Source organism: Sphingobacterium wenxiniae (genome assembly GCF_900116225.1).
GTDB classification, from domain to species: domain Bacteria; phylum Bacteroidota; class Bacteroidia; order Sphingobacteriales; family Sphingobacteriaceae; genus Sphingobacterium; species Sphingobacterium wenxiniae.
This window is the reverse complement of sequence record NZ_FOZZ01000008.1, coordinates 90870-103320: the sequence shown is the minus strand read 5'-3', so window position 1 is coordinate 103320 and position 12451 is coordinate 90870. Positions and strand designations below refer to the sequence as shown.

14 protein-coding genes and 1 pseudogene are annotated in these 12451 nt (G+C 41.9%); 4 read left to right on the top strand and 11 right to left on the bottom strand.

Annotated features, from left to right (window positions below; translation table 11 throughout):
* The first annotated feature begins 49 nt into the window (after positions 1-49).
* Together rclC and BM375_RS11735 are read left to right on the top strand one after the other, a co-directional pair.
* Positions 50-622 (top strand): reactive chlorine resistance membrane protein RclC, encoded by a 573-nt coding sequence (gene rclC, locus BM375_RS11740; protein WP_093366305.1) that lies wholly within the window; start codon positions 50-52, stop codon positions 620-622.
* An 18-nt stretch (positions 623-640) separates the two neighbouring features.
* A complete protein-coding gene (locus BM375_RS11735; RefSeq protein ID WP_093366304.1) occupies positions 641-2905 on the top strand; it encodes a multicopper oxidase family protein in 2265 nt (754 codons plus the stop codon).
* 421 nt (positions 2906-3326) lie between these two features.
* Here the strand turns inward: BM375_RS11735 and BM375_RS17205 are convergent, their stop codons facing one another.
* The 10 genes and pseudogenes from BM375_RS17205 to BM375_RS17600 form a co-directional block, all read right to left on the bottom strand.
* Entirely contained in the window at positions 3327-3491 is a 165-nt protein-coding gene (locus BM375_RS17205; protein ID WP_170852654.1) for a hypothetical protein, read from the bottom strand.
* Positions 3475-3654, bottom strand: a complete 180-nt coding sequence (locus BM375_RS11730; RefSeq protein ID WP_093366302.1) for a hypothetical protein — start codon at positions 3652-3654, stop codon at positions 3475-3477. Before BM375_RS11730 ends, BM375_RS17205 begins: the two co-directional genes overlap by 17 nt.
* 82 nt (positions 3655-3736) lie before the next feature.
* Positions 3737-3916 (bottom strand): annotated as a pseudogene (locus tag BM375_RS17200) (DUF5675 family protein); the annotation flags it as partial.
* A gap of 10 nt (positions 3917-3926) precedes the next feature.
* Positions 3927-4370, bottom strand: coding sequence for a DUF5675 family protein (locus BM375_RS11725; protein WP_093366301.1), 444 nt, complete (start codon positions 4368-4370; stop codon positions 3927-3929).
* Positions 4371-4380: 10 nt separating this feature from the next.
* A complete protein-coding gene (locus BM375_RS11720; protein ID WP_093366299.1) occupies positions 4381-5013 on the bottom strand; it encodes a fibronectin type III domain-containing protein in 633 nt (210 codons plus the stop codon).
* A 919-nt stretch (positions 5014-5932) separates the two neighbouring features.
* Positions 5933-6283, bottom strand: a complete 351-nt coding sequence (locus BM375_RS11710) for a helix-turn-helix domain-containing protein (RefSeq protein WP_093366296.1) — start codon at positions 6281-6283, stop codon at positions 5933-5935.
* Positions 6284-6339: 56 nt separating this feature from the next.
* Entirely contained in the window at positions 6340-7089 is a 750-nt protein-coding gene (locus tag BM375_RS11705) for a LytR/AlgR family response regulator transcription factor (RefSeq protein WP_093366294.1), read from the bottom strand.
* A 7-nt stretch (positions 7090-7096) separates the two neighbouring features.
* Positions 7097-8161 (bottom strand): sensor histidine kinase, encoded by a 1065-nt coding sequence (locus tag BM375_RS11700; RefSeq protein ID WP_093366293.1) that lies wholly within the window; start codon positions 8159-8161, stop codon positions 7097-7099.
* Between the two features lie 82 nt (positions 8162-8243).
* Positions 8244-9197 (bottom strand): hypothetical protein, encoded by a 954-nt coding sequence (locus BM375_RS11695; protein WP_093366291.1) that lies wholly within the window; start codon positions 9195-9197, stop codon positions 8244-8246.
* A gap of 68 nt (positions 9198-9265) precedes the next feature.
* Complete coding sequence (locus tag BM375_RS17600) at positions 9266-9391, bottom strand: hypothetical protein (protein WP_262987264.1); 126 nt, start codon at positions 9389-9391, stop codon at positions 9266-9268.
* 313 nt (positions 9392-9704) lie between these two features.
* On the opposite strand from BM375_RS17600, the gene BM375_RS11690 reads away from it, so the two are divergent.
* A complete protein-coding gene (locus BM375_RS11690; RefSeq protein ID WP_093366290.1) occupies positions 9705-10298 on the top strand; it encodes a cyclic nucleotide-binding domain-containing protein in 594 nt (197 codons plus the stop codon).
* A gap of 277 nt (positions 10299-10575) precedes the next feature.
* On the top strand, positions 10576-11028 hold the full coding sequence (locus BM375_RS11685) for a hypothetical protein (protein ID WP_093366288.1): 453 nt from the start codon (positions 10576-10578) through the stop codon (positions 11026-11028).
* Positions 11029-11065: 37 nt separating this feature from the next.
* On the opposite strand, the gene BM375_RS11680 is transcribed toward BM375_RS11685, so the two are convergent.
* Positions 11066-12442 (bottom strand): RagB/SusD family nutrient uptake outer membrane protein, encoded by a 1377-nt coding sequence (locus tag BM375_RS11680; RefSeq protein ID WP_093366287.1) that lies wholly within the window; start codon positions 12440-12442, stop codon positions 11066-11068.
* Positions 12443-12451 lie beyond the last annotated feature (9 nt).

The window sequence follows — 12451 nt, the reverse complement described above, 5'->3', positions numbered from 1 at the left end:
AATATCAATTTACAGGTAGGTTTAACAAATCAAAATTCAACGAATAGAAATGGAGAAATTAATTAAAATATTTGCCAGCAGCCAAAAACAGTTCATCAACCTTACACGCATAGCAATTTTTATCGTGATGGCTTGGATTGGTGGACTGAAAGCGTTTCAGTATGAAGCAGACGGGATAGTTCCTTTTGTTGCGAATAGTCCGGTAATGAGTTTCTTTTACGACAAAGAAGCTCCCGAATACAATGAATATAAAAACCCTGAGGGCAAAACAGTTCAAAAGAACATTGACTGGCATAAAGAAAACAATACATACATTTTTTCTTATGGTTTAGGAACAGTCATTGTGATGATCGGCATTCTTACTTTATTGGGAATTTGGTATGCCAAAATTGGTTTTATTGGAGGTGTGTTAACTTTTGGAATGTCTTTGGTAACCTTATCATTTTTGCTAACCACCCCCGAAGTATATGTTCCAAATTTGGGTGGCGATTTTCCCACGCCTCAATTTGGATTTCCTTATTTGTCGGGAGCAGGGCGACTTGTAATCAAAGATATAATTATGTTAGGAGCAGGATTAATCTGTGCTTCTGATAGTGCAAAACAATTATTGAACAAAAGATAAAAATATGAAAATCTTAAAATGGATATACAAAACCTTTTTCAGAAAAAACTGTTGCCGATAGCTTTATTGCTATTGGCAACAACTTCTCTTTTCGCCCAAAAAGTAGTTCGTTATGATTTATATGTAACAGACACATTGGTAAACTACGCAGGAAAAGAGAAAAGAGCCATTGCCGTGAACGGTCAAATTCCAATGCCTACACTTACTTTCACAGAAGGTGATACTGCTGAAATTGTAGTCCACAATCAGTTAAAAGAAAGTACTTCGCTGCATTGGCACGGAGTATTTTTGCCGAACAAAGAAGACGGTGTGCCGTGGTTAACACAGAAACCCATTGAGGCAGGTACAAGTTTTACTTATCGTTTCCCCATTATCCAACACGGTACACACTGGTATCATTCACACTCTGGTTTGCAGGAACAGATTGGAATGTATGGAAGTTTTATAATGAAAAAACGAGATGATGATAAAACATTCAGGAAAGGAATAGATGATTTGGCAACCGTTCCGATTATCATAAGCGAATGGACAAATCTTAATCCAGATAATATCAACCGTATGTTGCACAATGCCAACGATTGGGCAGCCATTAAAAAAAATGCAACCCAGTCTTACGCAGAAGCGATCAGAGAAGGTCATTTCAAAACAAAGCTAACCAACGAATGGAAACGAATGTTGGCAATGGACGTGAGCGATGTGTATTATGATAAAATTTTAATCAACGGAAATCATACATCCGATTTAAAAACAATTGACGGCAAAATACTAAAAGCAGGTGACAAAGTACGCTTACGGATTTCAAATGGTGGAGCTTCGTCCTATTTTTGGTTGCGATATGCTGGCGGAAAAATTACCGTAGTAGCCAATGATGGCAATGATGTAGAGCCTGTTGAAGTAGATAGATTAATCATTGCCGTTTCCGAAACCTACGACATCGTAGTAACCATTCCCGATGAGGGCGTTTCTTATGAATTTTTAGCCACAACTGAAGACCGCACACAATCAGCAAGCTATTTTATAGGCAATGGTATCAAACAGTTAATATCACCACTTCCAAAATTGAAATATTTTGAAGGAATGAAAATGATGAACGATATGATGAAAATGAATGGCGATTTGGACGATATGGGAATGAAAATGAGCCTGAACCAAATGGATATGAATGTGGTAATGTATCCCGAAATTACAGGTGATGCAAAACAAAAGCAAGACCATAGCCAACATAATATGGATGATGCCCCCCACCGTTACGATGCAAATGCGTTAGGCGAAATTACAACCCTGAACTACGCAATGTTGCAATCGCCCCACAATACCACACTTCCAAAAGATGCACCAGTAAAGGAATTAAAGTTTACCCTTACCGGAAATATGAACCGTTATGTGTGGAGTATGGACAATAGAGTTTTTTCAGAAACGGATAAAATCCCTGTAAAAAAAGGAGAAGTATTACGCATCACCATTTACAACAACTCAATGATGCGTCACCCGATGCACTTGCACGGTTTTGATTTTAGGGTAATCAATGGTAAAGGCGAATATTCACCACTCAAAAATGTGTTGGATATAATGCCTATGGAAACTAATACCATAGAATTTTTAGCAAACGAAGAAGGAGATTGGTTTTTTCATTGTCATATTTTATATCATATGATGGGCGGAATGAACAGAGTTTTTGCCGTAGACGATTACCAAAACCCTTATTTACCTAACAAAAAACAAGCCTACAATAAATTGCAAAGAGAAAGCAATATGCCACACATTATGGTTCAAAATGATTTTGCAACCAATGGTAATGATGGCGAAGCAATGGTTCAAAATGCAAGGTGGTCTTTGGGTACAGAATGGAGATTAGGGTATAACGATATGCACGGCTATGAAGTAGAAACACATTTTGGAAGATACATCGGAAAAATGCAATGGTTTATGCCTTTTGTTGGTTTCGATTACCGCTACAGAAAAATGGGAATGGATGAACACGAAACGAACTTATTCGGGCAGAAAAATAAAAAAGATACACGCAGTGCCTTTAGTTTAGGTTTTATGTACACCTTACCAATGTTGGTGAACTTTCAGGCAGAAGTTTATCACGATGGAATTGTACGATTGTCTTTGATGCGTGAAGATATTCCAATATCCAAAAGAATAAGAGCAGGTTTTATGGTAAACACAGACAAAGAATATATGGCAGAATTGAGTTATGTATTGAACAAGAATATGGGAATTAGAACGCATTACGACAGCGATATGGGTTTTGGAGTTGGACTTTCATTGTCCTATTAAAAGTTGGGAGATGGATCAAAAGATTTCATCTCCCTTAATTTTAAGAGTAAGATATTCAGAATATCCGTATAAATACTTTATAAGATTTTGTATATTTGCTATGAGCGAACGGAAACACATTGAAAAGCAAAGCAATAAGCACCGTTACCAAATCGTTACCTTGTAATCTTTGATTACCCATATAAAAGCTTAGTATTCAACCGATACAGCTTTTTCCTGAAAACTTTAAAATAAAAAGTAGTCTGAGACTACTTAAATTCATCTAATAGCTCCATACGGGATCCCTAGACTCCTCTTCATAAAAAAATCCGTAGAGCCCTTTCAGAACGCTACGGATAGTACAGGAAGTTTAATAGAAAAAACCTATAAGATTTTCGGAAACCTTATAGGTTTGACCACGAATGGTATTACTTAATTGACACTATCTTCTTAGTCTCTGCAACAGCGTACTTACCACATAACTGACTATAGCTCCTACCGCAGCCAGCACGGCCGTCTTGATCATATCGTCCATCGTGATACTGCCAAAGATTGAACAGAGGGTACCGCCAAGGGTACCCACCTGTATGCTATTCAGCGGCTTCATCACCGTCCCCCTCTTCCTGTTCCTTGTCCGACAGCACCGCCTCCAATACACCGAGACTCACTGCCACGTATTTTAGGATATTTAATGCCTTACCCGGCAACTTTATCGGAGCCAGCAGTACGACCTGTATCGCTTGGCTGATTCTTTTGATTGTTTTTTTCATTTTTTTAAATATTAGAGGGTTAGGGAGTTAAGAGGTTAGAGAGATCTAACTTCCTAACTCACTCTAACTTCCTAACTCAATCTCACTTTGTTAATAAAAACACCTCTCCGCCCATATCCCACAGGCTGTAGACCAAGGCTTTCAACTTCTCCAATGCTTTCCGGCTTTCGATTCCTGTGCCTTGTGCAGTAAGCGCGGTGACAGGAGCGATACAGCCCATCAGCTCATTCATCCCATTATTGGCGGTATGGATCAAGATAGCTTCACGTCCATCACCTGATTACCAAATACACCTCCCCCTGTTCCATGCTATCTGCCAGTCGGGCGTACAGTTCTTTATATGCCTTTTGGGATTTATAAATCTCATAATCGCCATCGTCCAGCTTTTTCATCCTTTTTCCGACCAAGAGACAACCCTCAGTATCGGCAAACGTATTACCGATATGGATATAGATATAGGAGAAATTAGGTACATTCTGCAGCTCGATCATGCCACGATGCAAGTCAGGAAACCGGCGTTTATAACGCGCATTCATACCCCCATATCGGTTAAAGGCTAATCTATAGCGCCCCGCCGGAATAGCGGTACTACCCTTTATCTTCACATCGCGAACCGAATCTTCCAGCACATAACATGTAAACTCACCGTTTATGTACAGGTGCGACAGGGTACTATTCTTCCCCTGCGCCTGTCGAATGACTTCGATGTTATACATACCTATTTTGCTAACGCACAATAAGTGATACACTATTACTCCAGTCGCCGATACCTTTCTTGTTACGTGCCCGTACGCGCACATAACAAGTGCTCCCCGGCGGAAGCCCCGAGATATAGTTCATCCTGGAAGTTGAAGTACGGTGCACCTCTCCCCATACGGGGTCGCCATCAGCCCCTAACACCGTAGAATAGTTATATTCATACTCGTACGCTTCTTTTAATGCACTGAACATCAACTTGATTTCCCCACTGAAACGGCCATCCGCCAATCGAATATTGGTCACCACCTTTGGATATTGTTTTGACTGCGGCGGCGCCAGCAATTCAAAACCCGAGCTTGCCAAGATTTCAGCATCCCCCCGCGCTACTGTGTTCACATAGAACGCTAGTTCATGCATCGCCATCAACAAGGCCGCACGCGCATTGTCTTTTGCTTTTTTTTCGAACTGACTACCCTTTTTGCTGGCCACTTCATGTTTCTCACGATAATCATTCACCAAGGCACGGTATACAGTCAACTCGGGTCTTGGTTCAGGAAAATTTGCATTGTCCGTCATCGAACTCAATGTACGCCCTGATAGGGTCGCTAAGGAATAATCATCCCAATCTTCATAATTGATATGTACTCTTGCTTTTCTCATGTTTGTTTCATTTTAATTTACATTGTTGCTTATGCTACTGAGGGATCTTTACTCTTTGGTATCTCTCCCACTGAAATACCTGCGCTGAATAACTAGGGATCCGAACGGATAAAAGGTAGCCTAATCTGTTTTTCCATACTGTCTTCCGTATTATTGTTTCCCCAAAAGTGGAGGAAAGTGGAAGAGGAATCGAGGAAACGTACAACAACGTACAAAGCCGTACAAAAAAGCTTATTATCCGTACAAAACCTTACAAAAGAAAGGAGCAAAAAGAGCCCTAAACAGGTCTAAAATGTATTGAAATATTGCTGAAGGATATTGGTACGGCGCTGAACGATATCCCGCCGACTATAATGTGTCCCCTTTTTGTAATCAGCTATATGCTTTAAACCTGAACGGATACACCTCTGGGGGGCAAGGATACCCCTTAGGGCTTGAAGGATATCCGTTAACTCATGAAGGATGTCCTTTAACACACGAAGTATCTTCTTAACGCTGTGAAGGATATCCTTTAGCCCAGAAAGAGAGGTTAAAATGTCCAAAAAGGGGTTATAATAAGTTTTAAAGCAGACACGTCATCCGGTGAAGTATATCCTTCATCTGACGAAGTATCTGCTTTAGCGCATGAAGGATATACGTATGAGGGTGATGTATATGCTTCACAATTTGAAGGATATGCATGATCCGCTGAAGGATATCCTTAAATGCATCACACAGATTCATTATCCGCTGAGGGATATCCCTTAAGGCAGGAAGTATATCCTTCATGACCTGAAGGATATACTTCCTGCCTTAAGGGGGGATAAAGTAGTTTGAAGGGGATTCCTCTACGAAAAAACGAGGTCATTTCAGCAAAAGTACGGGGTCATAAAAAAAATGAAGTATACCCTTTAAGTCTATACTTTTGCTCTTTGGCAGTTCATATTTTGCCTTTTCGCAAGCTGTACCATATACGGGCAGCTTCGACTTCTTCCCGGATAAGACGGACCCTGCCATCACGGCTAATGCTACTTAACTCAGCCTTTTTCCTCATTTGCGTCAATTTCCACCGACTTACCTTCAGCAAAGCCATCGCCTCTTTTACAGTCATCAGCTCCTCTTCCCGATACATCACTTTTTCTCCATCGGTTTCCTTCGCCTCTGATTGCAGGCCGGCATCTTCCATGATTAATGCTACCGAGCGATCCTCACTTTGTTCGTCGACAACGGTAGAGATCATCTTTTCAATACGTAATACGGATGATACCAGTTGATAAAATCTGTCTTCCATAATTCAGTTTTTTTGATGTGAATGCATGACACTATAAGCAAATTCGGATAATCGGTTTAAATAACATTGCTATCCAAAAATTTGTAAAAATCCGGGTAAAGCTCTTTCGCCCCTGTCGGTAAAAGAATCTCAGGAGTGCCCAACCCTTTTATTATTTTGACCTGTCCGTTGCCGTACCCATCGTAAAAGTTGATATTAAAAGCGATATTTTGATAGCATTGTTTGAACCACCTGCGGGGTAAGCGCTCCATAATACTCTTGAACGCGCTGTTGCTTTCCAATACCGTTCCGTCCACAAGTGTCATCACCACTTTTCCATTTACCGTTTCGATATAAACAATATTTTTTAGCCAGACCATCTTGCGCCCAAAGCGGACAGGTCCCTTTACCTGAAAAAAATCGTAATGTCCGTCAAGGTTGTCCTCCAGATCGGGCAAGGTCCGAGCCAATTCGGTATTCAAACGCCTCAATGCGCCCCAAAGCCTACTCTGGCTAACAGGTTTTAATAAAACATCCACCACATCGATATCATAACCCCGATCCTCATATTGTTCATACCCCGTATATAAAATCGTTGGCATACGCGGATTAGACAAGGTCCGCAAGAAGTCGAAGCCTGTGGTATCGCCCAATTCTACATCCAGCACGAGAAAGTCTACCGGGTTAACATGCAGAAAGCGTTTCGCTTCTGCTCCTTCCCGAAAGGTGGCTATAATTTCTACATACGCAACATCTTGCAACATATCCATCAGGTAATCAATAGCTGATTGCTGGTCGTCAATAATAACTCCATACCATGTTCTCATAATCAAATTACTGTTTAATGTTATAATCTATAGTTATCTGTATTTCAAAATATTTTTTCGTTTCTACTTTCCGCAACGTCATTGCTTCTCCATAGATGATCTCCAGCCGCTTCCGCAGATTTTCCAACCCCAATCCATGGCTTTCCACCCCGCTCTCCTCCCCTCGCTTTAGGTTGGCTACTTTTATAGACAAACCACCGGTTTCTTTCCTCAGCTCTATCCTTAGCGGTGCTTCACGGCAGCTCAGGTTACCATGTTTCATAGCGTTTTCTACTAAAGTCAATAAACTTGTGGGTGGTATGGTGTACCGCATCAGATTTACAGTGCAGGAAAACGCCACAAATAGCTCCGGGCCTACCATCTTTTTCTGTATTTCCAGAAAATTACACACTGCCGAAACCTCGTCGTGCAGTAGAATAATTTTCGGACCTTCAGGTTCCTGTGCTTTCATATAGAATTTCATCAGGTCATACATGCGAGCAAGCTGTTGCGCGAGGTCGGGCCATTGCTTATGGAATTGTTGCCGCCAATCTTGAAAAATATTAGCAAGCATATGTGGCGAAACCTGCGAAGCCAACAGGGTATACTCATATTCCTTTTTTTCGTCTTCCGCACGTAGCCGCATTTCAGCTTCATGCAACCTATCTTTTGTTGTCGTAAGCGTTGCCTGATAGTGATAATACAACAGCGCCAGTATACTAAAGTGTCCATGCATAATCAGCAGGGTCTGAATAAACTCTTTCCAGTTGAAATCGTAACCATCAACGATATAGGCCCCATACAACAGGGAAATACCTTCGGGGCCTTGGGTCAGCAGGTATACAAGCCCGGCGGAAGCTACATAAAACAAAAGTAAGAGGGCCGCCCCTTTCAGATAGTGACCCCGACCGAAACACCGCTTTAGAATAGCCAATACCGTGTAGAATATGAAAGCAAAATAGGGCAAGGACAAAACGACAGTAAACAAGGTCAGTTCCTCGTTTCCAAGAACATTGGTTCCGTAAAACCATAATCCGTACAAAAACCAATATAAGATATGTAGCTTGCGCTTACTCAAATAATTTAGCTTCATAAGCAGTCTTTTAGGTAACTCCTTTACTTTTTGGAAGAATTAGGTTTAAAAAAGTACAGAAAAATAATATTTCCCGACCAATTTAACAAGGTGAAGCAATTATTTGTTCAAATTGTTGCACTTTCAGCGGATAGCTGTTATAATGGGCTCTATCGAGTATAAAAGTCTTCTCTTGATAGCAAAACGGGATGAACCGCTGTTCGACCGGCCATGTAGAGAAACTACTTTTTGGGGGCATGCATCGATGCAGGTAATGCCAGCTTTCCCACGCTTCGGGTCTGGCTTTTAGCTTCATATCAAGTTGGGTATATATGCCTTGCAACACCTGGCTTACGAAGTTTTTACGCGATGCGTACGTTTTAGGGCAATAGCGCTCCGCAATCTTCAAGCACCATGGCTCCTCCAGTGCTGTAGGAGCCAGCAGCAGGAGCATATCGCGCTGCAAAAGGTAGGCAATGTCGGCAAAACCTGCTCGGCTCTGCAGCATCGCTGTTCCCAATTGTACCTCCTGCATTTTTAGGTTGTGAGGGTCTGGATGGTTTTTAACCCCTGCCCCGCCATCGGCATAACAGAGCACTGCGTAGCCTATATCCATATACCGGCGTATCTTGAAGAACAATTTCGGGTCTTCGGCCACCAGAAACTGGAGATGCTGTAGCCATTCCGCTTTCAGACTCTTTTCGTAGTAGCTCCTTTGCATATCCAAGGTGTCCCGTGAAACCAATACACATAACTTATAGCCCAATTGCAACAACGACACGGGCAGCATACGATAATAGCCATAATGGAAAGTGACGATAAGCGTAGGCGACTGCAATGCATCGCGCAAAGCTGGTTCTACACCGCTTGCCAGCCCGCGGGTAAAATCTATTGTCGACTGTTTCTCCACAAAACAGTTTGCTTTGTGGTAAAGATCAAGTTGTCGAAACAAGTCCAGGTTCGGGAAAACATGCTGTACATTAGCTGAAAAAAAGGCAAATTCCATCCAATCCATGGCATCATAATGTGCCATGATATTTTTCCATATCAATTTCATAGCATAAATTTTAAAGGTGAAACTATGCGCGGCAAAGCTTTGCCGCGCACGTATTACTTATTCCCAAGTTAAAAAGGGAAAGCAATTTTGCATTTCCGCGGCGCTTTTTCAGCTACCACCTCTGCCAATTCTTCGACAGATAGCGGATTTGCGTCCAGCAGATCATAGAGGTCCATAAACATTTGAATATCCATGTTTTACATTCCTTAAAAAGTTTAACCATAGGTCGGTCTCGTACCGACATTACGGCTTCAGGCGCTGAAGTCTATTGATCGATCGGCTGTAAAGTTTGGAGAAACCATCTTTTTTTCCAAGAAAGACCCCCTTATCTGCTGTTTGGTAGGAAACATTTGTTGCTTAGCCTCTCATATGGCAGGCAAAGTGGGGTTAGGCGGTAGGCAAACGGCAAATTTGGGGTGCTTTACAAATACTTCAGCAGGTTTTTGTAATTTTCCAAATTGAGCGAAAGTAAAGTTTCTCCTTTAGTAAACCTTTATCCGGAAGTGTATGAAGCGCTTTTTTCAATATTGGCAAAATTATGGGATTGCTTTCGATGCAGACTTAACGCAGCAGCTTGCCCTACATACCCGTTTGTATACCGCCAAGCGGGAGGAGATGGTGGAAGGCCCACTTCAGGCTCGTCGCCGTTATTATTTTGTGCTGTCGGGTTGTTTAGTCTGCGAGAAGTATACCCTTACAGGTGGCATGCTCACGCAGCGCTTTGTGCTTCCGCAGGAAAGCTTTACTTCTACCGTGCATCTTTATACCCCAAGGCCAGCCCATCTGAGTTTTACCGCGTTGAAAGCTACGGACCTCTTGGTTATAGACAACAGTGAACTTCAGCAATTGGAACAGAAATATCAAGCGGTAAGCGATATACTGCATATCCTGAAACAGCGGTATATTACCCAGCTGGATCTGCATGTGCAGCTGCTGCAGCAACCCGATGGCTATGCGCGCTTCTGTTTTTTGCAGGATAATATGCCAGAGCTGTGTGCGCAGGTTTCCAATGCATATCTTCAGCGGTTTCTAGGTATCTCCAACGGTACATTCTATACCTATCAACGTCGTTACCTCCTTGAAAAACTCCGAAAAAAATAAGAGATCACGATTTTTCTCCAGCCTATGGGTTGGAGGATTTAGCCCGCGGATATTTCGGTACTTTGTAAAGACGGTAAGAGAACGGGGAACAAAGACTAAGGACTAAGGACCAAAGATAAAAGATATGAAACGGTACAGACGGAAATTTGCGGTGTTCACGGTTAAGGCCATGCCCTCCCGACAAGTTGGGACTGGCAGGCCCCCATGCAGCACATGCTCGGAAGCTTAGCCGAGGATAAAGAAGCTATGTAACAATAAAATTTAAATTTTTAAGCTTATGCTAAAAAAACAAATCGTGAAGAAAACATCACTCTTCACTTTAATCTTAGCTTTCATGGTAACCACAGTGGCTGCCAATGCAAGCGTGATGAACGGCGACAATGAAAAAGGTAAGGACGGGGGAAAAGGGAAAACGGAACAAGTGGAAGAAGCTGAAAAAACACTTATTTTCATTACATGGTATTTTACGGGCGGAGAAGGTGATGACCCAACCGATCCCAATAATTATTCCACTTCTCTTCCTCCAGGACAATCATGTGATACCGAAATTGAATTAATCTGTCAGATTAATGCCCCTAACCAAGGTGGCAAACCTCAGATGGATGCCCCTGTACCAGGTACAACGGGTGAAACTGTAGAGACTCAAATTCGGGATGTACAAGATGAATTGGATAGCCCCAATGGCACTCCCCATAAGAACGCAACAGTTCTGGAATTCCGGTCCAAGTAAAAAAACGGAGCGCACGCCTAGAGTGCGCTCCATTTTTTTATATAGGATTTTGCTTATAGGAGTTAAACTCCATTATTGAATTTGGGATGGGGTATATATATTGTACTCCATCAGGGGGCAATTCATATTTTTTACTCCCATCCTCCGTATCCAATACCCTGATCAAAGTCTTTGCAAAACGAGGGTCTTTGTTTAATCTGCGTAAATCGCTCCACCTCAATCCTCTTTTGACAAGTTGCTTTCTCCGTTCTTTCAATATAGTGATGAGCGCCTCTTCTTCTGTTATGTTGTTAAATGGTTTATAGGTATCTTTTTTCCATCGCATGCTCATCAGCGTATTAAAAAAAGACAACCCTTTTAATACGTTCCCTTTTCTGATCTCACACTCCGCGCGTATTAAATAGAGCTCATCTGTAGCTATTCCTGCGAAATAAGATGATGATCTACCTGCATAGTACCCTTTAAATATGATGTTATCCAAGTTTGTATAATTAAAGAAAATATGCTTCCGCAAGTCATCATTATCATAACTCTCGAAAAAATCCAAAGGTATACGAGCTCTTGATTGCGACAGAAGAAGTCCATTTGTGGTAGCACCATGGTAAATCACTTCTTTGTTAAAGACCTCGAATGGAATATTTGCAGAAGCGTCCAACTCATTGTAATCTATTAATTCATCGTATAATTGTAAGGCAGCCTCGGCCATTTGGTTTGCCTCCTCATACTCCTGCATACAAAGATAAACCCTTGCCAACGCTCCGTAGGCTGCTGCTTTGGTCGGTCTGGTTTTATACGAAGAGGTTTCAGGCAATAGACGTGATGCTTCCTGTAACCCCTCAATGATCAACGTGTATGTCTCCGCTACGCTTGCCCTTTGGTAAATATCATTCATATCTGAAGAAGTCCTTAAGGGAAGCCCCAAATCATTTTGACTGTGGGCGCTATCATAGGGTTTGCAGTATACCTGTGCAAGGAAATAATAAGCGAACGCTCTAATAAAAAGTGCCTCACCTGCTATAATGGTTTTCTCCGCAGCGTTTCCCTCTACTCCTCTTTCTAAGGCTTCCAGCACAACATTGCAGATCATGATTGCATGATAAGGCTGTGTCCAGCTCGCCACATCTATGCGCATTTCATCACGTTGCCAAGTATAGATCAGCTGCTCAGATTCAGACCGAGTACTTAATACAGCATACGGCACATAATAATCATCACTCCCCATTTCTGCCAAAGCTGGATAGAATGTATTTATAGCTGACTCATAGTCTAACATGGCCCGCAAGTCCTTTACCGTCTCGGGTATGGCTACTGCATTGCTCGTTTTCTTATCCAAAAAATCTGAACATGCGGTCAATAGCACGGTTAAAAAAAGAGGCAAAAATCGAGTCAGACCTTTTATACATTTATTTTTCATTATTCACAT

What these genes read in the sequence shown, in the direction of transcription:
- rclC (WP_093366305.1), top strand. Translation starts at nt 50, where the DNA reads ATGGAGAAATTAATTAAAATATTTGCCAGCAGCCAAAAACAGTTCATC.
- BM375_RS11735 (WP_093366304.1), top strand. Translation starts at nt 641, where the DNA reads ATGGATATACAAAACCTTTTTCAGAAAAAACTGTTGCCGATAGCTTTA.
- BM375_RS17205 (WP_170852654.1), bottom strand. Translation starts at nt 3,491, where the DNA reads ATGAAGCCGCTGAATAGCATACAGGTGGGTACCCTTGGCGGTACCCTC.
- BM375_RS11730 (WP_093366302.1), bottom strand. Translation starts at nt 3,654, where the DNA reads ATGAAAAAAACAATCAAAAGAATCAGCCAAGCGATACAGGTCGTACTG.
- BM375_RS11725 (WP_093366301.1), bottom strand. Translation starts at nt 4,370, where the DNA reads ATGTATAACATCGAAGTCATTCGACAGGCGCAGGGGAAGAATAGTACC.
- BM375_RS11720 (WP_093366299.1), bottom strand. Translation starts at nt 5,013, where the DNA reads ATGAGAAAAGCAAGAGTACATATCAATTATGAAGATTGGGATGATTAT.
- BM375_RS11710 (WP_093366296.1), bottom strand. Translation starts at nt 6,283, where the DNA reads ATGGAAGACAGATTTTATCAACTGGTATCATCCGTATTACGTATTGAA.
- BM375_RS11705 (WP_093366294.1), bottom strand. Translation starts at nt 7,089, where the DNA reads ATGAGAACATGGTATGGAGTTATTATTGACGACCAGCAATCAGCTATT.
- BM375_RS11700 (WP_093366293.1), bottom strand. Translation starts at nt 8,161, where the DNA reads ATGAAGCTAAATTATTTGAGTAAGCGCAAGCTACATATCTTATATTGG.
- BM375_RS11695 (WP_093366291.1), bottom strand. Translation starts at nt 9,197, where the DNA reads ATGAAATTGATATGGAAAAATATCATGGCACATTATGATGCCATGGAT.
- BM375_RS17600 (WP_262987264.1), bottom strand. Translation starts at nt 9,391, where the DNA reads ATGGATATTCAAATGTTTATGGACCTCTATGATCTGCTGGACGCAAAT.
- BM375_RS11690 (WP_093366290.1), top strand. Translation starts at nt 9,705, where the DNA reads ATGAAGCGCTTTTTTCAATATTGGCAAAATTATGGGATTGCTTTCGAT.
- BM375_RS11685 (WP_093366288.1), top strand. Translation starts at nt 10,576, where the DNA reads ATGCTAAAAAAACAAATCGTGAAGAAAACATCACTCTTCACTTTAATC.
- BM375_RS11680 (WP_093366287.1), bottom strand. Translation starts at nt 12,442, where the DNA reads ATGAAAAATAAATGTATAAAAGGTCTGACTCGATTTTTGCCTCTTTTT.